The sequence below is a fragment of the Ferrimicrobium sp. genome, from assembly GCF_027364955.1.
Taxonomy (GTDB): domain Bacteria; phylum Actinomycetota; class Acidimicrobiia; order Acidimicrobiales; family Acidimicrobiaceae; genus Ferrimicrobium.
Window position 1 is genome coordinate 21,733 of record NZ_DAHXOI010000003.1, and the last position, 21,614, is coordinate 43,346.

The 21,614-nt window shown below is 56.2% G+C and carries 13 protein-coding genes; 6 read left to right on the forward strand and 7 right to left on the reverse strand.

Going from position 1 to position 21,614, the window contains the following annotated elements; genetic code table 11:
* Positions 1-159: 159 nt before the first annotated feature.
* Together M7Q83_RS02915 and M7Q83_RS02920 are read right to left on the reverse strand one after the other, a co-directional pair.
* Positions 160-1,134 (reverse strand): hypothetical protein, encoded by a 975-nt coding sequence (locus M7Q83_RS02915; RefSeq protein WP_298335194.1) that lies wholly within the window; start codon positions 1,132-1,134, stop codon positions 160-162.
* 988 nt (positions 1,135-2,122) lie between these two features.
* Positions 2,123-4,873 carry a vitamin B12-dependent ribonucleotide reductase gene (locus M7Q83_RS02920; protein ID WP_298335196.1) on the reverse strand — a complete coding sequence of 917 codons (2,751 nt, stop codon included), beginning with the start codon at positions 4,871-4,873 and terminating at the stop codon, positions 2,123-2,125.
* A 425-nt stretch (positions 4,874-5,298) separates the two neighbouring features.
* On the opposite strand from M7Q83_RS02920, the gene M7Q83_RS02925 reads away from it, so the two are divergent.
* The 5 genes from M7Q83_RS02925 (at position 5,299) to M7Q83_RS02945 (ending at position 14,324) form a co-directional block, all read left to right on the forward strand.
* Positions 5,299-6,102 carry a glycosyltransferase family 2 protein gene (locus tag M7Q83_RS02925; RefSeq protein WP_298335198.1) on the forward strand — a complete coding sequence of 268 codons (804 nt, stop codon included), beginning with the start codon at positions 5,299-5,301 and terminating at the stop codon, positions 6,100-6,102.
* A 47-nt stretch (positions 6,103-6,149) separates the two neighbouring features.
* Positions 6,150-8,732: a hypothetical protein gene (locus M7Q83_RS02930; RefSeq protein WP_298335200.1), complete on the forward strand. Its 2,583-nt coding sequence runs from the start codon at positions 6,150-6,152 to the stop codon at positions 8,730-8,732.
* Between the two features lie 235 nt (positions 8,733-8,967).
* On the forward strand, positions 8,968-10,503 hold the full coding sequence (locus M7Q83_RS02935) for a 4Fe-4S dicluster domain-containing protein (RefSeq protein WP_298335202.1): 1,536 nt from the start codon (positions 8,968-8,970) through the stop codon (positions 10,501-10,503).
* 60 nt (positions 10,504-10,563) lie between these two features.
* The gene (locus tag M7Q83_RS02940) at positions 10,564-13,467 is read left to right on the forward strand and encodes a molybdopterin-dependent oxidoreductase (RefSeq protein ID WP_298335204.1); all 2,904 of its coding nucleotides are present in this window, start codon (positions 10,564-10,566) and stop codon (positions 13,465-13,467) included.
* A 17-nt stretch (positions 13,468-13,484) separates the two neighbouring features.
* On the forward strand, positions 13,485-14,324 hold the full coding sequence (locus M7Q83_RS02945; protein ID WP_298335206.1) for a molecular chaperone TorD family protein: 840 nt from the start codon (positions 13,485-13,487) through the stop codon (positions 14,322-14,324).
* 320 nt (positions 14,325-14,644) lie between these two features.
* Here the strand turns inward: M7Q83_RS02945 and M7Q83_RS02950 are convergent, their stop codons facing one another.
* On the reverse strand, positions 14,645-15,577 hold the full coding sequence (locus M7Q83_RS02950; RefSeq protein WP_298335207.1) for an NAD(P)-dependent oxidoreductase: 933 nt from the start codon (positions 15,575-15,577) through the stop codon (positions 14,645-14,647).
* A 294-nt stretch (positions 15,578-15,871) separates the two neighbouring features.
* Between M7Q83_RS02950 and M7Q83_RS02955 the strand changes: the two genes are divergently transcribed.
* The gene (locus M7Q83_RS02955; RefSeq protein WP_298335209.1) at positions 15,872-16,384 is read left to right on the forward strand and encodes a GtrA family protein; all 513 of its coding nucleotides are present in this window, start codon (positions 15,872-15,874) and stop codon (positions 16,382-16,384) included.
* A 187-nt stretch (positions 16,385-16,571) separates the two neighbouring features.
* On the opposite strand, the gene M7Q83_RS02960 is transcribed toward M7Q83_RS02955, so the two are convergent.
* The 4 genes from M7Q83_RS02960 to M7Q83_RS02975 all read right to left on the reverse strand — a co-directional run bounded on the left by M7Q83_RS02960 (position 16,572) and on the right by M7Q83_RS02975 (position 21,494).
* Positions 16,572-17,465 carry a hypothetical protein gene (locus M7Q83_RS02960; RefSeq protein WP_298335211.1) on the reverse strand — a complete coding sequence of 298 codons (894 nt, stop codon included), beginning with the start codon at positions 17,463-17,465 and terminating at the stop codon, positions 16,572-16,574.
* A 245-nt stretch (positions 17,466-17,710) separates the two neighbouring features.
* The gene (gene tnpB / locus M7Q83_RS02965; RefSeq protein WP_298335213.1) at positions 17,711-19,309 is read right to left on the reverse strand and encodes an IS607 family element RNA-guided endonuclease TnpB; all 1,599 of its coding nucleotides are present in this window, start codon (positions 19,307-19,309) and stop codon (positions 17,711-17,713) included.
* On the reverse strand, positions 19,306-19,872 hold the full coding sequence (locus tag M7Q83_RS02970; protein ID WP_298335215.1) for an IS607 family transposase: 567 nt from the start codon (positions 19,870-19,872) through the stop codon (positions 19,306-19,308). Before M7Q83_RS02970 ends, tnpB begins: the two co-directional genes overlap by 4 nt.
* Before the next feature lie 281 nt (positions 19,873-20,153).
* The gene (locus M7Q83_RS02975) at positions 20,154-21,494 is read right to left on the reverse strand and encodes an MBL fold metallo-hydrolase (RefSeq protein ID WP_298335217.1); all 1,341 of its coding nucleotides are present in this window, start codon (positions 21,492-21,494) and stop codon (positions 20,154-20,156) included.
* Positions 21,495-21,614 lie beyond the last annotated feature (120 nt).

A 21,614-nucleotide genomic window follows, 5' to 3' on the forward strand; every position in this document is an offset into this window, starting at 1 on the left:
CGGACCAAACGGTGGAACTTCGTCTACTACATCAAGCGTATTGAGAGGCCCATCGTGATCTAAGCGCATTCCGACTCGCCTAGTTCGAGTGATCAAGTGGAAGTAACAAATACTCAGTCCGCAACTGTCGCCACCAGAATGAACTGCTTACTCACGTTGCTACCATGACTCCTCGTACAGCGTCGCTATGTGAACCAGCCCATGACCTGCCTTCCAAAAGTATGACCGCCTACCAATGCTCAACACTGCTTCGTTGCCGGATGGTGAGACGGCCAGATAGGTCTGGAAACTCGGAGCGACGACAGAGGCGACCTGGATCGCCTTGTGCTGATGCATACGCACGAGTATGAACCTCTGTGTTGCACATCCACCATAAAAACAGTTTGCGTCATGGGGTCCGATAGATGCGATATAGAAGAGCTCGCCATTCTGGGTAAAGGCAGGTGATGTCTGAGCGCATTCTGAGTCGCCCTTGGGACATGGCAAGACGTTCGCTGGACTCGCCTCCGGTGTGGCGCTCGCCCATTCATAGAGGTAGATCTTCTCACGTGATTGACTCAAAGGGACTGCTATCGCTCCCTGTTGGAGTGCAAGCTCCGATCCGTTGGCCGCTACGGCCATGGATTCGACGAAAGTACGGTAGTTCTTCACTTGCGTCTGGCCGGTCTTCACATTCATCTTGTGCAGCGCATACGGAGGTCTGCCGTCATAACCCACGCTTGAAGAGAGCCAGAGTGCCCAGTGTCGGTTCCGGGTCATGGTGAACGAGTTAATGTTGATCAGTTGGCCCTGGACAATCGGATGGCTCTTGCCATCGATCAGCTTCTTCTCTATGTCAGATTCGCAGCTCCCGTTACCTGGTGTTGAAGTGGTGAAGTATACCGAACTGCCGTTGGGGCTGAGAAAAGGGAAATGTCCAAACGGGGGTGCGGTAAGTTCCTTTAGCGGTCGCCCTGATTGGGGACTATAGATAGATATTCCACCTAGTGATGGTCCAACCCCGACAAGTAATCCACCACCTACGGCATTCGGAGCTGTTGCGCTAGGTCTGGTCGTGTGACCATTGATCCTACCGAAGATGACTGCTCCCATGACGAGAACAACTACCAGCACAGCAGCTGATACTACCGACACTTTAGCCTTTCTCATCATCCCCAGGAGACCTCCACGACCATAATTCTGACCAAAACATGCTCCATACTGACCTACATGACGAGACTACAAACAAATCTATAAGGCAACGTGAACCACCAGAAGCTCACTAATTTACGACTTGGGCCAGTTGCCGTTCCGCTTTAATGCAGCAGTTCACGGTTCCCTTCTGGTTCCCCTGTTGAGCATCAAGCACGAACAGCATCCTACTCAAACAATACCGCCATCCAGTCGACATATTGCGTCACAAGCCACCCACCCAGCCTTGGCAGTCCAGATCTTGGCCGTGCATCGCACCTCGTCAGGGAACTGTGCGAGCACGTCTCAAGTACAACTTAGGGGCTCAACCTCCGCTTTCTGGAAATTGATCGCCGTGTTCATCGCCGCCAGCAGCTTGCACCAACGCAGCGGAACCTCATTTCCCCAGGATAACAGGTCCTATGTGCCTACCAATGGCGAAGTAGTCGCAAGCACCGCCTTCACCGCTCGCGATTCGGGAACCACTGACTTGGTCATAGTCAGCTGACCCCGAAATCCACTGCCACGCCACAGCACATACAGAATTCTGGTTATCACCTGCGTAGAAGTCCGCAATATAGCCAAGGGGTGAATCCCAGCCGTTCGCACTTACCGCAAGCGAGTTTGGGCGAGAAGGCACACGGTGGTGAAGGTAGTTACTAGTGAGGCTGTGAATGCGATCATTCACGGTAATGAAAGGCGCAAGTGACTCGTCTCAGCAGTCAATCGAAATCGGCTCCGCCCCAAGAGCATCGGCACGATGCCATCATCGTACCGGATTGGCTGTGACACCTTGGTTGTGACCAAGGCTGCCCCCTCCGAGAACGTCCGTGCCAAGGGAAAATCCCTCATCGTGACGACGTCCCTTTGGGGGCAGCCTATCTGGTTAGATTAACACTCCAGCACCCCCTGGCAACAACTTAATTAGGGGACACCTTGATTGTGGTCAGACTTACGAGCATCCTGAGGTTGTCCCACAGCTCGAGCACACGAAGCATGAACCAGATCGCTGCATCACGTTACCGCATGAGTAGCAGTAAGGAGCATCCGACTGGGTGAATGATACAGTGTCGTCAAGGGGTGGCAGGGGTGTTTCGGAAGCCCCGTAACTCTCGTCAATCTCCCGTGTCGAGGTCAGCACCTGCTCATCGGCAGGGAACAGCAGACTACGGGTACGTTCTGTCGTTGTATGGATCCCCAAGTCTTCGCGAGTCTCGGTGTCAAGATAGTCGATAGCGAGACGACGGAAGATGTAGTCGACAAGGCTCGAGGCGATACGGATGTCCTGATCATCAGTGATACCTGCCGGCTCGAATCGCATATTGACGTATTTGCGGACAAACGTCTCCATAGGGACCCCATGCTGGAGGCCCAAGCTCACCGCAATTGAAAACGCGTCCATGACGCCAGCAAGCGTCGATCCTTGTTTGGAGACCTTGATAAACACCTCACCAGGTCGTCCGTCAGGATATTCACCAACCGTAGCGTAACCCTCTGCATCGGCTACCTGAAATGCGTACGTCCTCGACTGTCGATGTCGTGGCAATCTCTCGCGTTTGGACTGTGACCCCAACGCAGCCAGTTCACGTCGCAGCTCGTCAACCTCAGCCGTTACGATGGGTTTCTCTTCTTTACGCATTGTCTGGAGAGGTTGACCAACCTTGCAGTTATCGCGATAGATCGCAACGGCCTTCAGACCCAACCTCCAGCTTTCGATATACGCCTCTTCAATATCCTCAACCGTCGCCGATTCTGGCAGATTGACGGTCTTCGAGATCGCTCCGGACAAGAATGGCTGGACGGCGGACATCATTGCGATGTGACCACGGTAACTGATGACGTTATCCCCCATCGCACAGGCGAAGACCGGCAGATGTTCCTGGCGGAGTTGTGGTGCTCCGAGAATCGTCTTGTGTTCATCGATGTAGGCGACGATCGAGTCGATCGCTACCTGGTCGTAGCCGAGCGATCGCAAGGCCCGAGGGACGGTTTGGTTGACAAAGGTCATCGTTCCACCCCCGACCAATGTCTTAAACTTCACAAGACCGAGATCCGGCTCGATACCAGTGGTATCGCAGTCCATTAGCAGACCGATGGTGCCAGTTGGTGCGAGCAAGGAGACCTGCGCGTTCCGTACCCCCTGCTCTTGGGCGAGGGTTTCAGTCTCCTGCCATATCTCCTGAGCCGCTGAGAACAACTCCGGTGGGACAAAGTAGGAGTTGATCTTTGACACATGCTCGTGATGCATCGCGATAACCCTGAGCATGCCTTCGCGGTCAGCGGCGTAACCATCAAAAGCACCGACTCTTGCGGCAAGACGTGCTGAAGTGTCATAGGCCACACCGGTCATGATGGCGGTGATGGTTGCGCCGTAGGCGCGCCCTGGCTCCGAGTCGTAGGGCAATCCAAGCGCCATCAACAACGCTCCGAGGTTGGCGTAACCGATGCCAAGCTGTCGATAGGCCCTCGATGTTTGGGCAATCTTCTCGGTCGGATAATCTGCGTTGCCCACAAGAATGTCCTGAGCAACAATCAACAGCGAGACGGCATGGCTAAACCCATCGACATCGAAGGTTCCATCCTCGTTGAGATACTTCAAAAGATTGATCGAGGCGAGATTACATGATGAGTTATCAAGATGCATGTACTCGCTGCACGGATTGGATCCGTTAATAGGGCCAGCATTCGGCGTCGTATGCCAACGGTTAATGGTGGAGTCGTACTGAACACCGGGATCGGCACACTCCCATGCGGCCTGAGCGATTTGGCGCATGAGGTCCCGTGCTGGTAGGCGCTTAAGCACTTCTCCGGTGGTCACCGCTCGCAACTCCCAGTCACGACCCTCGAGCACGGCCTGCATGAATTCGTCACTCACTCGGACCGAGTTGTTGGCGTTCTGGTACTGCACCGAGAAGGCGTCTTTTCCATCAACCCCCATATCGAAGCCAGCAGCCTCAAGCGTGCGGGCCTTGCGCTCCTCGATCGCCTTTGTCCAGATGAACTCCTCGACATCCGGGTGGTCAACATCTAAAATGACCATCTTGGCTGCACGGCGCGTCTTGCCGCCAGACTTGATGGTTCCGGCGGAGGCATCCGCACCACGCATGAACGATACCGGTCCTGACGCGGTTCCGCCACCGTTGAGATGCTCAAGTGAGGATCGAATCCGTGAGAGATTCACGCCTGAGCCAGATCCGCCCTTAAAGATCACGCCCTCTTCGCGATACCAATTCAAGATGGCATCCATCGTGTCATCTACTGAGAGGATGAAACAAGCCGACCCTTGCTGTGGTACCCCTTGAACGCCAATGTTGAACCATACTGGCGAATTGAAGGCTGCCCTCTGATGGATCAAAAGGTACTTGAGTTCATCGGCGAACGTCGATGCCTCTTCAGCATCAGCGAAGTAGCCGTCTTTCTCTCCCCACCGTGCCAAAGTATCCACGATCCGATTGGCAACCGTCTTCAAGGACCCCTCTCGATCGGCTGAATCAAGGGCACCACGAAAATACTTCTGGGAGAGAATATTGGTGGCATTCATGCTCCACGTGCTCGGCACTTCGACTCCTCGCTGTTCGAAGGCCACCTCGCCCGTGCGGTAATTCGAGATTTTGGCGTCTCGTCGATCCCACACCACCGAGTCAAACGGACTCATCCCCTGAGTTGTGAAATGCCGTTCCAAACCCTTTAACTGCCTTTTCATATTTTCTCCTTCCAGCGCAGAGACACTCTGCAGCCACCACAGGTAGCCCCCACAAGTAGCGTCCACAACAAACCAACAACACTACATCTAGCGCACCACCCACTATACCAGTTGACTTGGCCACTGTGAGAGAAATCAAGAAATTCTCAATTTTCAGGGAAGTAATTGCTTCTCGGCTACAGGAACTCCAACGTTGACGCTAGGCCGAGCCTGTGACAGAGGAGCAATCTCTTAGATGACCACTAAAGTGAGCGTTCGGTGACCCTGCCGCTATTGGTAGCATGGGCGTGCCGGTAACAGTGATCGTTGTGCTACGGCCAACACGATCGACCTACGTTAGTATCGCCGTACGGTACTATGGCTGTACGGTACTATGGCTGTACGGTACTACGGCCCTACGATGAGGTAAGGAGTTCGAAACCACGATGCGCGTGACTCGACCGCTCGCGATCGACGCTCGCGATCCCCTTGACCCGATCGACCGCCGCACACTGACGGCATTCCTGTCTGATGTTGACATTGACGACGTTCATGTGGTGGTGGTGATCCCCGCCTATAACGAGGCAGAGGCCCTCCCAGCAGTCCTTGCAGCGATGCCAGATCGGCTCGATGGCGTCGCCCCAACTGTCATCGTCGTTTCAGATGGTTCGACTGATCAAACCCGCGCAGTAGCCCTTGCCAATGGAGCGCTTTGTTGCGAAACTCCCATCAATAGAGGCCAAGGAGCCGCACTCCGCCTTGGCTACCTTGCCGCACTCCGCCTCGGTGCGACCTACATCTGTGTGATCGATGCTGACGGGCAGTGGTCACCCGAGGGGCTCGTGTCTGGCCTCGACTACCTCACCTCAGGTCGGGCCGATTTCGTCCAAGGATCGCGTGTCCTTGGCTCCACCATCGTCGGGGATCCCGTGCGAGACTTAGGGGTCAAGGTCTTCGCCACGCTGATATCGCGTATGGCCCGCGTGTCGGTGACCGACACCTCCTCCGGCTTGCGCCTCTTCACCGCAACCCTGGCCGGCAAACTCCGCCTGGATCAACCACAGTATCAATCATCGGAGCTTCTCATCTCGGCAGCCTTTGCTGGAGCTCGTATCCAGGAATTTCCAGTCGACATGGTGAAAAGGCTGGCAGGTCAGTCCAAGAAGGCGACAAATCTGCTCTATGGTTGGTATTACGGCCGAGCAGCACTGCGCACCTACCTTCGTGAGCGCTGGATAGCGCCATCGTGACATCATCAGAGGCGAGCCGAGGGAACCGCCTCACTTACCGGAATTGGATGGCGCTTGCACTCCTCCCCATTCTGGTGATTGTGATTCCAGCCCTGCTCGGCCACCCCCCCATCCTCGGCGATAATGCCACCCAGAACATCTCTTTTCGATGGCTGGTCGGTCAGGACTACCGCGCTGGACACCTTCCAACTTGGGATCCATTCAATTGGGACGGTACTCCACTGCTCGCTGGCTTCAATGCAGGCGCCCTCTACCCATTGATGATCTTGTTCGTGCTGCTTCCTGCCACCGTCGCCATGACCTTGACCCTGGCGTTGTGCTGGTTCCTCGCCGAAATCGTCACCGTCAAGATCGCCGAAACCATCGGGATCAGTCGCTGGTTTGCAGTCGCCGCCGGAATCGTCTTTGTCGGCACAGGTGCCTTCACGGCGCAGGTGGTTCACATCGACATGATCGAGGGTGACCTTGCCTCTCTTGTCGCCCTCCTGTTTCTCGTGCGCCTACTCGATGCGCCAACACGCTCGGGGCAGATCGCCAATGCCACGGGCCTCGCCTTCGCCTTTGCGTGTGCCGTCTTTGCCGGCGCGCCCGAGGCGATGCTTGCGAGTGTCGTGGCACTCGGTGTGCTCTTTGTGGTAAGACTCGCCTACCGCAGCCTGAGAGTCAGCGCCGTCGGACTCACCGCTGTTGCCGCTGTGCTCGCTCTCGGTCTATCGGCCCCTCAGTGGTACACCGGATTGGCCTACACCGCCCTCTCAAATCGGGCGCATCTCCCGGCCCAATACGCTGGCTTTGGTCCCTTTGCCTATCGCTTTCTGCCACTTATCCTCTTTCCCTTTGCCTATGGTGGCTATAGCGGCGGCTACCTTCCCAACTATTTTGGGAACTACAACCCCTCAGAAATCACCATTGCGATCACTGCGGTCGGTCTTGTTTTCACCATTATCGGTATCGCGTCCCGTCGTCTACCCACCATCAAACCCTGGGCAAAGTCCTTCCTCATCACCCTGATGATCGTCGCAGCGTTACTAGCCCTTGGTTCCGAGACACCCGTTGCGACCATTATCTATCATCTACCGCTCTTCAATCTCCAGCGCCTTGCATCCCGTTACATCATCGATATCGATCTCGCCGCGGTTCTTATCGCCGCTGCTGGTGCCCAGTACTACTGGAACGACGGTGAGCCGCGGCCGTTGTCACGTTCAGTTACTTATCTTCTCTCGTTGCTCGGCCTGATCACCGTAGCTGTCGGCGCCGATATCGTACTGGCACCCTCATCCTTCTTCAAACTCGTTGATGCCGCCTCTGTACCAACCCACCTCGCCCTCTTGGAGATCCGGATCTATGTGCTCCTCGAGGTCGCCATCATGTTGGCGATCCTTGGGACACTCCTCGCGCGAAGACCACCTCGGCAACCCTCGCCTCCCGATGACAACACCACGCCTCGCTCGACTCGCCGAATCCGACAGATCCTCATCGGCGCACTCACCTTCGAGATGCTCGGCATGTCGATCCAATTCGTGGTATTGCCAGCCTTCTATGAGCCCCTGGGAAACCCCGCCGCCCCAACGGCAAGCCAACTACTTCATGGATCAGAACGTTATGGACTCTACGATCCGAATCTTTACCTCTACGATCGGACGATCGTTGCCAATGAACAACTCGACCGTAATGTCTTTACCCACACAAACTCGATTCAGGGTTACGCCTCACTCTCGCTCGCTACCTACAACAATCTCACCCACACCAAGACCCAGTCCACCCTCGATCCGGCTTTGATACCCCTCTACCACCAGGACCTCAATATGGATCTACTGATCACCGCTCGGCGCTATTTTCATGTACCGATTCGCACGCTAGCTCCTGGCACGCTTCGCAAGCATGGTGCCCGCCCCTTGCTCCAGGCCGACAAGTCGAGCGCCTTCTTTGTTGGAAATATTCGGACAGCTCGCTCTGTCTTGCTTCGGCTGGGACCCGGTGTATCCTCGCTAGCGGTGAGAGCAACCACCGTCAACGGTCAAACCTATGTCGATCCGAACGCGATCGTCGGCGCAAATGGGTGGGTTACCGTTGACCTACCGACTTCCTTCTCCTCTGGTCTACTCGCCTCCCTTGTGGTCACGCCTCACCCTCATCTGACACGAACGCAACCCTTCGACGTCGTCATCACAACGGCCTCGACGGACCTTGAGGTGGCCGGACCACTGGTCAATCATCTCGATCCGTCTCGATGGCGCACCTTCCAAGGAAAATACAGCTCGATCGACTTTGTCAGCAGGTACCCCACGAGCGGCTACCTTCGATCAACTGCTGCGGTGAACATCGAGTCCCAAACGCAGCACGCCGATGGCACCCTCACCGCTCGTCTTGCGGCCCGCGTTCCAAGTGTGGTGCGTTCAACATTGGCCTATGCACCTGGCTGGCAAGCGAGTACCAGCACCGGCACTACGGTCGCCGTGCAGAACGACCATGGTCTGATCGCACTTGACCTACCAGCGGGGACCACGCGGCTGACGTTGCGCTATCACGCACCTAGAATGCTTGCGGCGCTCGCGATTGGTGCGCTCTCCGCGCTAGGGCTCGTCGCACTCTTGAGTGTTGCTTGGTTCGATCGGCGACGGACGATATAAGTTTGCAAATACTCTGAATTGCCGATACTGACATAAACCTAAGGGTAACCTACCAGCGATCAATGGCTGCTTCGTAGTCATTACCTGCCGTTTTACCAGTTCACAAGCTGCTTGGGCAACCAACGGTAACTTCTCTAACGCCTAAAGCCTGCTAACGGCAACGACCCGGTAGCGGGTCTCGACAGGAATAGGATAGCAACATGCCAGTCGGGCATCACTGTGCAAAGGGGAACAGTTGCTAACAGACGCTTCAAAACGAACCGAGACATGGGTCAAGGTGCTCGATCAGAGCAAATGCATCGGCTGCCATGCCTGTACCACGGCGTGTAAGTCTGAAAACGAGGTGCCACTTGGGGTCACGAGAACCTATGTGAAAGCTGTTGACGTCGGGGTCTTTCCCCATGTCCGCCGAAACTTTCAGGTCACACGGTGCAACCAGTGTGACAATCCACCCTGCGTAGCCGCCTGTCCGACCGGTGCTATGTACCAGCGCCCGGACGGTATCGTCGATTTCGATAAGTCAATCTGCATCGGCTGTAAGGCGTGCATGGCCGCATGTCCCTATGATGCTATCTTCATCAATCCTGATGATCATTCAGCCGAGAAGTGCAACTTTTGTGCTCACCGGCTTGAGGTGGGCCTTGAACCGGCTTGTGTCGTCGTCTGCCCCACAGAGGCGATTCTGATCGGACGTCTCGATGACCCCAGCTCCCCCGTGACAAAGATCATTCATCGCCAAAGCGTGGCGGTCCGCTCTCCTGACAAGGGCACCCGCCCCAAGGTCTATTACAAAGGAGCCCACCAAGCAACGCTCGACCCGATCGCTGCCACCCGTCCTGGCGGGGATACCTTCATGTGGTCCGAGATACAGCGCGGACCGAATACGACCGTGTCTGGCCACCCAGCTGAGTTTCATGACTCCAACCTCTCTGCAGAGGCCAAGCTTGCCTATGACGTGGCTCACTCGGCGCCCTGGGGATGGAAGGTGAGCCTCTACACATGGACGAAAGGAATCTCGGCCGGGGCCTACCTCGTTCCGATTCTGCTGGTACTGCTCCATCGGCTACCCTGGTCCTCACCAGTGGTACGATTTGTGGGACCGATCACTTCACTTGTGTTCCTCGGTATCACCGGCGTGCTACTCATCATCGACCTCAAACATCCCGAACGCTTTCACCTGATTTTCCTCAAGGGCCGAATCCAGAGTTGGCTTGTGCGGGGGGCTTGGGGGCTCATGTTGTTTGGAGGTGTCGTCACGCTCGACCTCGTGGCCGCCATCTTTCACGCGAGAACCTTGGAGGAACTACTGGCAATTCCAGGAATTCCACTCGCCTGTCTCGCCGCTCTGTACACCGCCTTCCTCTTCGCGCAGGCAAAGGCACGTGATCTCTGGCAGAATCCACTCCTGCCACCCCACTTGGTGGTTCAAGCCCTTCTGGTCGGTGCTGCTATCACGTTGTTTGGCGTAGCAGCGGCCAATCCTCTGCACGTTGCCTATCTTGATCGGATTGTGAGCGCCCTGGCGGTCATTAACCTTGCAATGGTGATCGGTGAGGCCACCATCACCCATCCAACCGCTAAAGCCCACCTCGCCTCGTATGAAATGACCCGCGGCCGTTTCCGATGGTTCTTTCTTGTCGGCATTCTTTTGAATCTGCTCGCGATCGCCACCCCGGTCGTAGGCATGGATCTCGGCGTTGCTGCCCTCCTGTGCATCTTGCCACTCGAACATGCCTTCGTGCAGGCCGGACAAGCGGTGCCACTTGCCTGATGCGATGAAAGAACTCTACGGTGCCGATGACCACACCCTCCACGATTTTAAGGAGTAGCAATGAGTGAACTCAACAAGCTAAGCGATCGCCTGCGAGCCAAACGCGAGGCGATCGATGCCGCTGGCGAGACCTTCTACCAGGGACCCTCTCGAACCGACCTCGCGAGCTTCCCCCCCAAGGAGCGCTGGGATGATTGGGTCGAATTAGATTCCCGCCAGTGGCCAAAACGTGTCGAGCGCCACTCGATGTTGATCCCTACGACCTGCTTCAATTGCGAGTCTGCCTGTGGTCTACTGGCCTATGTCGACCGGAGCACCTTGCAGGTTCGCAAGTTTGAGGGTAATCCCGAGCACCCAGGATCACGAGGCCGTAACTGTGCCAAGGGACCGGCCACCATCAATCAAGTAACCGACCCTGATCGGATTCTCTATCCGTTGAAGCGAGTTGGACCTCGGGGTCAGGGGCGCTTCGAGCGCGTTACCTGGGATGAAGCGTTGCGTGATATCGCCAATCGCTTGCGCACTGCCATCCTCGAGGAACGGCAAAACGAGATCATGATCCATCTTGGACGTCCAGGTGAGGATGGTTACACCGAACGTGTTCTAGCTGCTTGGGGGGTCGATGGTCACAACTCGCACACCAACGTCTGTTCTTCGGGAGGGCGTGCCGGTTACCACTACTGGAGCGGCATCGATCGCCCCAGTGCGGACTTTGCCAACGCAAAGGTCATCTATCTGATCAGCTCGCACCTCGAGACGGGTCATTATTTTAACCCACATGCGCAACGCATCACCGAGGCACGCCAGCGCGGTGCAAAGCTGATCGTGGTGGATACCCGACTCTCCAATACCGCCACCCATGCTGATCTCTGGATCTCTCCCTGGCCAGGCACGGAGGCGGCGATGAACCTCGCGTTTGCGAACTATCTCATTCAAAATGATCTCTATCACCGGGACTTCGTGCGGTCATGGTGGAACTGGCAAGAGTATCTCGCGATTGAGGCACCAGCCGAACCGCAGACCTTTGAAAACTTCGAGACACATCTCAAGGCACTCTACGCCGATTATACGCTGGAGTTTGCCGCTGCCGAGACCCATGTCGATATCGAAACCCTTCGAGAGGCAGCCGAGATCATTGGCACCTCAGGGACAGCACTCTCGAGTCACAACTGGCGTTCCGCTGCGGCTGGGAATCTTGGTGGCTGGCAAGTTTCGCGTACCACCTTTCTCCTCAATGCCCTGCTCGGGGCAGTGGCAACCCCAGGAGGCACCAATCTAAACGCCTGGAACAAGTATGTCCCGCGCCCCATCCATACGCCGGGCCATCCCAACGTTTGGAATGAGCTCTCATGGCCATTGGACTTCCCCTTGGCGATGAATGAACTCTCCTACCTCTTACCACACCTCATGGAGCGGACCGGTCGACGACTTGAGGTGTACATGACCCGCGTCTACAACCCCGTGTGGACTAATCCTGACGGATTCTCTTGGATCGAGATGCTCCTTGACGAGCGCAAAATCGGTTGTTATGTGGCGCTGACGCCAACGTGGAACGAGACGTCGTTCTTCGCCGACTATATTCTGCCGATGGGGCATGCTTCGGAGCGCCATGACACCTTCTCGTATGAACAATACGATGGACAGTGGATCGGGTTCCGGCAACCGGTGCTGAAAGTCGCACGAGAGCGCCTCGGTGGACGCGTCTACGATACCCGCGAAGTGAATCCAGGCGAGGTCTGGGAGGAGAACGAATTCTACATCGAACTCTCTTGGCGCATCGACCCCGATGGAACTCTCGGCATACGCCAGTACTTTGAGTCACGGCGTCATCCGGGAGCAAAGCTCACCGTGGAGGAGTACTACAGCTGGATGTTCGAGAACTCTGTGCCCGGCCTACCCGAGAAGGCAGCGGCCGAGGAGTTGAGCCCACTGGGCTATATGCAGCGCTACGGTGCGTTCGAGATCCGCAATGGAGTGGGTCAGGTCTTTGCCGAAGAGGTGCCAGCACAAGAGCTTGAAGATCTAGCGGTGACAGCATTTGGTCGTGTCTACACAAAGACTCCCAAACCGATCAGCGCGAATGTGGTCCCAACAGGAGATCCCGCCCCCGATGACGATGGTCGGCGCCCCGTTGGGGTCGTCGTTGATGGCGTCGTCCGTCGGGGCTTCCCGACCCCTTCAGGTCGCCTCGAGTTCTACTCGACCACGTTGGCGGACTGGGGTTGGCAAGAGTATGCGACTCCCACGTATATCAAGAGTCACGTCCATCCGGATCGCCTCACTCAAGATCAGTTTCCGCTGATCTCGACGTTCCGGCTGCCAGTGCAGATCCATACACGCTCTGCAAACTCAAAATGGCTCGATGAAATTGCACACACTAATCCAGTTTGGATCAATCCAATCGACGCCTCACGCCTCTCTATCCACGATGGTGACCTGGTTCGAGTGAACACCGACCTCGGCTATTTTGTGGCAAAGGCCTGGGTCACCGAAGGGATCCGACCCGGCGTGGTTGCCTGTTCGCACCACATGGGTCGTTGGCGCATTGGCGATCTCGGTTCCTCTGCCATGATGCGCTCGGTGAGCCTCTCCAAGGAAGGGACCCAGTGGGGCATGCACCCGCACGGAGGCGCGGAGCCCTATGAGTCGAGCGATCCTGATACGGCTCGGATCTGGTGGACCGATATTGGTGTTCATCAGAACCTCACCTTTGGCGTGCATCCTGATCCGATATCTGGCATGCACTGCTGGCATCAGGTGGTAACGGTCACAAAGGCTGAACCGAACGACCTTCACGGTGAAGTGCATGTTGATACCTCGCGTTCACGAGCGATCTTTGATCGCTGGATGCAACTCACGCAATCGGCACGCGACGTCTCGCCCGATGGGACTCGGCGACCTCGTTGGCTTTTACGCCCACTGAAACCAAGCGTGCAAGCCTTCGAGCTTCCCACACCGGTCTGAGCACCACTAACGTGACCATGACACCACGGAGAAGCGGGGAGATTCTTGAGGCACTCGCTGAGGTGATCGAGAATCCTGACCCTCACCCCGCGATCCTGGAGATCCTTGGTTTAGAGTGGACGAGGGACGGCTTCACTGAGCTCTTCGACTTCGATCTGCCTCCCTTTGCCAGCTACTACCTGACGATTGGCCCTGTCCTTGGTGGTGCACCCGTGGATTTCTTACGGGGTCTCCTCACGGCGTATCTGCGACCTGAGCAACAGCCTGCCCAGCCTGACTCGCTCGCGTTTCTGCTGCGACTGCTTGCACTACTCGTCCATGAAGAGAGCTGGGAGCGTGCCAACGCGATCTTCTATGAGGCGATGGCACCTTGGCTCGGTACCTATGCGCGAGCCGTAGCGACCTTCGCACCTCCCGGCTTAGGCCGAATTGGTTCATTGCTCAGTGAACTTCACCAGAACTGGCAGGATGAGTCTCCACCCGCTCGTGCCCTACCATATCTCCTACGACATGCCCCACCCCCACCAGCGACTGATGAACGCAAGGATTTGGTTGATTTCTTGTTGTCACCAGTGGCCTCTGGATTGCTCCTTCCGAGATCGCAACTCATCAGGATCACCCATCAACGTGAACTAGGAATGCGTCCTGGCGGCCGACGCTTTAGCTTCGAGTCATTGCTCGATGCCTCCCCCGAGGCGACGTTAGCCGCGGTGCTTGAGACGGTTGAGGCTCAGTTACTCTGGTACAGTGTGCGGAGTTCCTCTGTTGATCAGTGGTGGGGAGATCGCCTCACTCATACCCACGCCGTGGTGAACGCCTTGCTCAAGCAGGTCGTTCAGGCCGAAGCTCCCCGCTGACTCGACCTCGCTCACATGACCGCCGATCGGCACGCACTGTAGCCCTATCTTCTGGAGCATTGATGGTGTGATGCCGATGGTGTGATGCCGATGGTGTGATGCCGATGGTGTGATGCCGATGGTGTGATGCCGATGGTGTGCTACAAAGGGTTGCACCTGGCTATGAGCGGAGAACCTCTGGTATCGCTAACCCGACGGTACCGGCACCTCTGCACCTGCCTGACGGGAGCGACGAACGTTTGTGATCAACTGCTGGTTACATCGGCATACCGTCGTGGTCACGAGGTCGCAGCGATCGTTCGGTCTTGGCCTGAGCCCCTCTACTGACTACTCGCAAGAAAGTCACGCCACGCTCGTCCTAGACCCTCACCTAGATTCACATCGGCCTTGAGTCCAGCGGTATGCGCACGCTCCAGCGATACTCGCACGCCCGGCATCTCGCCCGTTTTTGCCGGCACACGATCGGGGTGCAACTCTTTTCCTACCACTTGGCCGACGAGTGAGACGAGTTCATTGACCGAGACACTCTCCCCTGATCCGAAGGAGACCGGCCCAGCGAATGCACTATCGGCTAACGACAAGAAGGCTCGCACCACGTCTTCAACATAGACAAAGTCTCGAAACTGTGTGCCATCGCCATAGACAGCAAAATCTCCCTTACCCTGGGCGTAACGGAAGAGTCGAGGAACGATACTATCCTTACGCCACATATCCGGTCCGTAAACGTTCGTCAGCCGCACCGCCGCAACTCGCACACCGTAGCATTCGCTATAGGCAGAGCCAAGCATCTCATCAGCCGCCTTGCTCGCACCATACGGGGTGAGCGGTGCAAGCGGTGAGAGTTCGGTGATCAGATCCGTCCCGCCACTCATCCCCACCACCGCATTCGTGGAGGCGAGGATTACCCGCGGCACCCCGTGCAGTCGACAAAACTCGAGCGCATGATGGAAGCCAACGAGATTAGAGGCAAACACATCGGCTGGGTCCTTGATCGATTCGAGGACAGAGGTCCTTGCAGCCAAGTGGACCAACGTATCAGCGCCATCGGGTAGCGCTCGCGCCAACGCGACCCATGTCGAAGGATCTTCGATCGCTCCACGGACAAAGTGATCGACCCCATCCACACGCGGCTGATTACGATCGACGATAGCAACCCGGGAGTTCTCACGCTGCAAAGTCTTCACGAGATGCGTACCGATAAATCCGGAACCCCCAGTGACCACCACGTGACGCCTAGCGCTATTCTGTTCCAACGATACACCTATCCCATTTCTGACGGCACCACAAAAGAAGGCCTGAGGCACAACTTGCCACGATTACTCGCTCCTCGGCGAGTTCCCGGCAGTCACTCAGACCCAACACTCGCTCAAGACAATCAACTATATATTCGCTAATCAATATATCAATCCTACCCGATCGCGGGCAACGCAAGGACCATGCAATAGGTCGTCCCTAACCAAATGGTAACATTTGACCAGGGCTTTCGGGTCGCGACCCGTCTACGTTTTGGACGCAACGGGCTCCCAGCGCTGCTATGCTAGGGGCAAGTGGATACCATAGAAATCGTTGCACAGCGGCTCGCTACTCTCGTCATCAGCGAGGAACAATACCATAGGATCCGGGCTCTTTGGTCTCGTTTTTGGCGATATGCGACTGGCTCGGTCATTACTGCAGTCTTCTCGCAGCTTGTGCTGTTTTTCGTCTTCTCGGTACTGCGTCTCGAGAACGCTCGTGACTCGGCGATCACAGCGACGCTTATTGGGGCGATACCATCGTATTTCATCAACCGTTACTGGGCGTGGGGCAAAAAAAGTCCAACCTCTTTTCGGCGCGAGGTACTGCCCTATATTCTGATGGCCGTGACGGGCCTCGTATTCTCTACCTGGTTCGTCGACTTTTCTCACTCACATGCCGGCTTCCTGGGGACTTCACGACTGACCACTGACATCGTCGTGCAAGGCTCCTATCTTCTCTCCTTTGTGCTCTTATGGTTTGGCAAGTTCACATTCATGCACAAGTGGCTCTTTCGTAGCGCCCCTTTAGCGGAGTCCACCCCTTAGTCAAACTCCTCGGGTGTCCCGTATGCTAGGACCAGTCAGGGGCGCGCTGTTTTGCGCAACGGGACTCGGTGGAACGCTAACGAGCGACACGCGGCAACCCGCCTGACATATGCGTTCTCCTCTTGCAGTGATCGTGGTTGATCTCCCTAGTCCTTCTTGAGGCTTCATCGTCTCAACAATTGCGGTTCTACCTCGATTCGGTCGATTCGCGAAGCCGCGCGCCTAGTTTCACCCAGTCCGCATAGGTCCTCCGCAACAGGCGCAGTGGACCCACTGGGCTCATCACCTCCTCGCCCCAGTCCAGGTCCAGCGGCAATCCTCCACGCGAAAGTACCGAAGCCGGCTCAACGAAGAGGACAGAATCACCGCAAAGAACCGCGAGGTCTGCAGCGATAGCGCGCGTTACGGGCGCCCAACCGGTCACCACATACCTTGTCGTATTACCTGCATGAAAAATTGTGGCTGCGCAGTCAAAAATTGCTGCCGCTAGGAGCACCTGCGTGTCGGTGGTCGCCGACACTCCCACCAACACCCGCTGCCTGGCCGAGACCGCACTCAAACATCCGTCGAGCGGGTGCACCGAGGCTCCGGCGATCGCAGTCGCTGATCCCAACAGCGATTCCAAGGCCCAAAGAGTAGCACTCCCCCAACCGTGGACCACACCCCTCGCCGGTGTCGCGTCCCCGTTAGACACACCCACCACCAATGCATCCTCGCCGATGACAACCCCTACATGGTTCGGATACTGGGCTGCAAGCATCGACGCCATGTCCATGGCATAGCCCTGATTCCCTTCATACCAAAAGTGGTAAAGGTCTGGAGCGGCCAATGTGATGCCGATGACGGGGCTACCTATTTTTGACTGAAGCGTTTGGCCAGGATCGCGAGTGGGTCCGCCAGGGGATACATCAAGGGCGATAGCCAAAATGGCATCTGGGTGTAGGCCGAAGAACAGCCCCCACTCTTCCGAGCTCGATGGCCGACGCAAGGCCAGAGTTGCGTCCCCCAAATGAAGAGGAAGCTGATAAAGGTTATATTTGTCGACGATATAGGGATGCCGAACATGGTTCGCTGATGCCATTCGTATGACTCTAGCCCTGTCGCAGAGTGAACCATCTCTGTGCTCTGGATCCCCCAGATACCGAGTTAGATAGTTTTTCTATTGTTCGCGCATCCGTGTCACCAAGGCAGTCTCACTCCTTAGGAAGCCGAACGCAGGGTCCACATCAACCTTTCCCGCTGCCCACCGCTGTCACCGGGGAGACTCGCTCCGAAGGACATCAGGAACGCCAACCGTTGCATCTGAGTGATTAATAGTGAGTCCGCTCATAATGACGCACCTTTCACAAGGTTCTCGTCTCGGACCTTGATCTCACTTGTCCGAGAGTTGTTCTTGCCTCTCTGAGTACGGCCAGTATTGCTACTGGTCTTACATCCTCTCTCCAGGTGATAAGTCATCCCATCATCTGAACTGCCGCCTGTACCCGATAAGGGCCTGGGAACGGACAGGGCACTGGCCTCAACTAGACCAGGACTGGTGACCGACCAGTCGCGGATATTGAGCGCAGCATTGTCATCTCGATCCACCTCAACGTGACATACCTCACAAGTGAGTCTCTTGGCGAGCTTTGCGCCTGTGAGTCTGCCCGTACAGTTGTGATGTATTTGCGATGACGGGAAGAAGCGATCCACAACGACCATCTTAACTCCGGCTCGTTCAGCCTTGTAGGTGAGCGTTGGTCGAAAGCTCCCGAGCCCGGCATCTGATACCGAACGTCGAAAGGCTCGTCTTCTCATGCTCTGCCTCATGGCGGCGAGATTCAGATCTTCGATCTGTACCTGGCTGTAATGATCCACCAAGTAACGAGTCAGCTGGTGGATGCTTTCACGACGGATATATACGCACTTACGGTCTAACTTGGCGAGCTTGGCTTTCGCTCGCCTGTATCCGTTTGAACCGGGTATCCGTCGTGAAAGGTTGCGCCCAACCCTACGGCGCTCTGTGAGCGTCGTGCGCAGTGGTGCTGGGTTGGGAAAGACCTTGATGTTGCCATCGCCATCCGCTATCGTGGCTAACGCTCGCAGTCCGAGATCGGCACCTACTCGGGCATTTGGCTTTGATGGAGACCGGTTGGAAACGATACTGGTCCTCACTGCGAGTTGACAAGAGACAAACAACCTGCCCCATCTCTCGGAGAGCGTGCAGTTGAGCAGACGGGCATTGTTCTTGGCTAGGTGGCGCTGTATTCTGCGAGTGTTCTCCCTAGATTGTAGAGCCCCTATGGTCGGCAACACAATGGTACGACGGTCATCCTCAAGACGCATAGCTCCGGTAGTAAAACGCACCCTGTTTTGGTCTTTTCTCTTTGACTTGAACTTTGGGAAGCCGACCTTTCTGCCTCGTCGTCTACCGTTCTTGGAGTGAGACCAGCCAGAGAGCGCCTGTACTAGGTCGGCTATACCAGAGGCATAGGCTTCTTTGGAGTTCTCTCCCCACCAAGGGGCTATTTCGTTCTTCTCGATATTCCATTGTTTGCGTAGTGCCTCGAGCGTCCACGGCGTAGAGAGGTGGTCTTCGTTCTGCTGTTTGGCCTCCATGTCGGACTTGACCTTGGCTAGCGCCCAGTTGTAGGCGGCCCTTCTGGCGCCGAAGTGGGAGTGTATGAGTGATGCTTTGTGTTGGTCTTTGGGCCACTCGACCTCAAAGGATGCCCCAGTGACAGTCCAGCCGCTCGGGACTTGTTCACCCGCGTCATCGCAGAGCCGGAATAGCACGCTGACCGACTCCACCGCAGCTCGATGCTGTTCGAAGTCGCCTTGCAACTGCACCTTTGGTGTTGGTTTGCCATTTTTGACAACGATCACACCACCGGTGATGTCAGCTACCCTCTGAGCCTGTGCCTTGGTTCGCATCGTTACAATCATGAGCACGCCGCTTCAATAGCTTTTTGTGCTCTGTTGACAGCCGACCTAGGTCCATGTAGTCGGGCACACAACGATGTGAGTGACTCTGTGACGTCGTTGACAAGATCATCATCTACCTCAGCGGTGTCAACCACGACCAACCTTCTCGATTGCGCATTTAGCGCAGCTTCTGCGTATTCGGCTCTCAACCGACAGAGGCGGTCTCGGTGCTCAACCAGAATGGTCTCGGCTTCGGGGTCGCTCAAGAGTGACAGAAACTTGCGTCTATGTCCATTGAGAGCGGAACCGACTTCGGTCACTACGCGCTCTAGCGAATATCGGTGTTCGGCAGCGAAAGCCAGTACTCTTGCCACCTGCCTATCTAGATCTGGTTTTTGGTCAGAGGAGGATACTCGCGCGTAGATAACCGACGATCCATGTTTTGGATCTTCCGATTCTAAATCTCCAACCAGCATGAGCTGGCCAACTTTGGGTGCTGGGACGGGCATCTTCGATGTCCGATACCATCTATATGCTGTTTGAGGGTGTATACCTTGGGACAGCGCCCAATCGGCCGAGTTCATTACTAATCATTATGGTGCGTCGCTACGACAACTGTTGTAACCCCCAGACGTTCGCGGTGATAAGCGCGGCCGAACTGTCGGCCATGGAGAACTCCATGAATCTGCTCGGTCATGCACTATACCGCTGCGCAACCGGACCACCAAGTGAATACGAAAAGTGTGGAGCCACCGGGAACACCCAATGCAGCGTGGCTGACCCCGCCCCCTACCCTGAGCCACCACGCCTCAAAACACCATGCCACGCTGATCAGCGATGTCGTCGACCGACCTAGATGAATTGCTTAGACGAGCGACAAGCCATTTGCTAAGTCATCGTCGATGACTATGACCTCGAAACCCTTTGCTGCCAACATGGAACCGGCTGCGGAGGCACGATAACCGGCGGCACAGTGAACGACCACCGTCGTGTTCGGGTCGATCTCATCAATCCGGTCCAGCACTTCGTAGATCGGGATCTGCTTCGCACCTGGCAGACGGTTCTGCCGATGCTCCGATGGATTGCGAACATCGAGGAGCTGATGAGGCATGGACCTCGTAGTGGAAAAATACTCTGCAAAATCGATGGCAGGGATTGAGTGTTCACCCACTACCGCACTGAACTCCTTCGCCTCCACCTGCCCAAGAATGTTCTCGATTCCGATAAAACCTAAGGAGGTAACAGCGGCGAGTGGATCAGATGACCCATCAGTGACCAAGATGATCTTGGAGTCACTGGGGATCGTCCATCCGAGGTACGTAGAGAATAGGGTGCCATACTCCATGAGCTGTGCTCCAGTGGGATGGTTGTCGAAATGATCACGTCGAGGCCGGATATCGACCGCGATGGCGCCCTCATCACGTAATTTCGCCGCCTCGGCACCCGTAAGCATGCGGGGCGTCTTCGGCCGAAGTGCCGATGCGCCGGCAAGATTTGCTGGCCCCATGTGTCGGTAATAGGCGGGATATGGGTCATAGCTCCCAACCAGCATGGCAACAAACTCGTCTTCGGATGGATACTGGAAGACGATATTGACGCGCCGCTCCCCACCGACAGTGCCGTCGGAGACCTCCTGGACACAGACGGCTGAGCAGAAGGACCCGAAACCATGGGTAGGCATCAACTGTGTCGCACTCGGCAACTCGTCGGCGAGCCGGTGCACGCTCTGGTACTGTGCATGCGTCAGGGGCTCCGTCAACTCTTCTGAGATCAAATCGGTTCGGCCAACGCTGCCATAGAGCATGGACCCCCCACTCATCACCGCGCCGACAGGATCTTGCGTCGAGGTGATGCGGAAAGAGATATGGGTGGGGGTGTGACCAGGGGTATGCAGCACGCTGACCGTCAATGGGCCAAACTCGAAAATATCCCCATCTCGCACAGCCACGCGATCAAAGGCAACTGGGTCATCCGCGTGAACAAGATACGGGACCCCCAGTTCACTCGCGAGCGCAAAGCCACCGCTCACGTAGTCGTTGTGCATGTGGGTGTCACCGATTCCTGCGATGATAAGTCCCTTTTGGGCACAGGAGCTGATGATGCGATCGATATCACGCTGTGGGTCAACGACAAACGCAGTTGTCCCCTCTGAGACCACGTATGACCGATCACCAAGTTCAGGTGTAGCAACGACAGTAATGTCCATAGGAACGCTTCCCCTCTCAACACACACCCGCATAGATACCCTACACGGTATCGTCCATTCTATCACGATTCGAAACTGCGTGCAGTACGTATGAAATCTGATTCACGACATGCTTGGTTC

Excerpts from the sequence above, each read along its gene's own strand:
- M7Q83_RS02920 (WP_298335196.1), bottom strand. The coding sequence starts at position 4,873 with ATGAAAAGGCAGTTAAAGGGTTTGGAACGGCATTTCACAACTCAGGGG.
- M7Q83_RS02925 (WP_298335198.1), top strand. The coding sequence starts at position 5,299 with ATGCGCGTGACTCGACCGCTCGCGATCGACGCTCGCGATCCCCTTGAC.
- M7Q83_RS02930 (WP_298335200.1), top strand. The coding sequence starts at position 6,150 with ATGGCGCTTGCACTCCTCCCCATTCTGGTGATTGTGATTCCAGCCCTG.
- M7Q83_RS02940 (WP_298335204.1), top strand. The coding sequence starts at position 10,564 with ATGAGTGAACTCAACAAGCTAAGCGATCGCCTGCGAGCCAAACGCGAG.
- M7Q83_RS02945 (WP_298335206.1), top strand. The coding sequence starts at position 13,485 with ATGACACCACGGAGAAGCGGGGAGATTCTTGAGGCACTCGCTGAGGTG.
- M7Q83_RS02960 (WP_298335211.1), bottom strand. The coding sequence starts at position 17,465 with ATGGCATCAGCGAACCATGTTCGGCATCCCTATATCGTCGACAAATAT.
- tnpB (WP_298335213.1), bottom strand. The coding sequence starts at position 19,309 with ATGATTGTAACGATGCGAACCAAGGCACAGGCTCAGAGGGTAGCTGAC.
- M7Q83_RS02970 (WP_298335215.1), bottom strand. The coding sequence starts at position 19,872 with ATGAACTCGGCCGATTGGGCGCTGTCCCAAGGTATACACCCTCAAACA.
- M7Q83_RS02975 (WP_298335217.1), bottom strand. The coding sequence starts at position 21,494 with ATGGACATTACTGTCGTTGCTACACCTGAACTTGGTGATCGGTCATAC.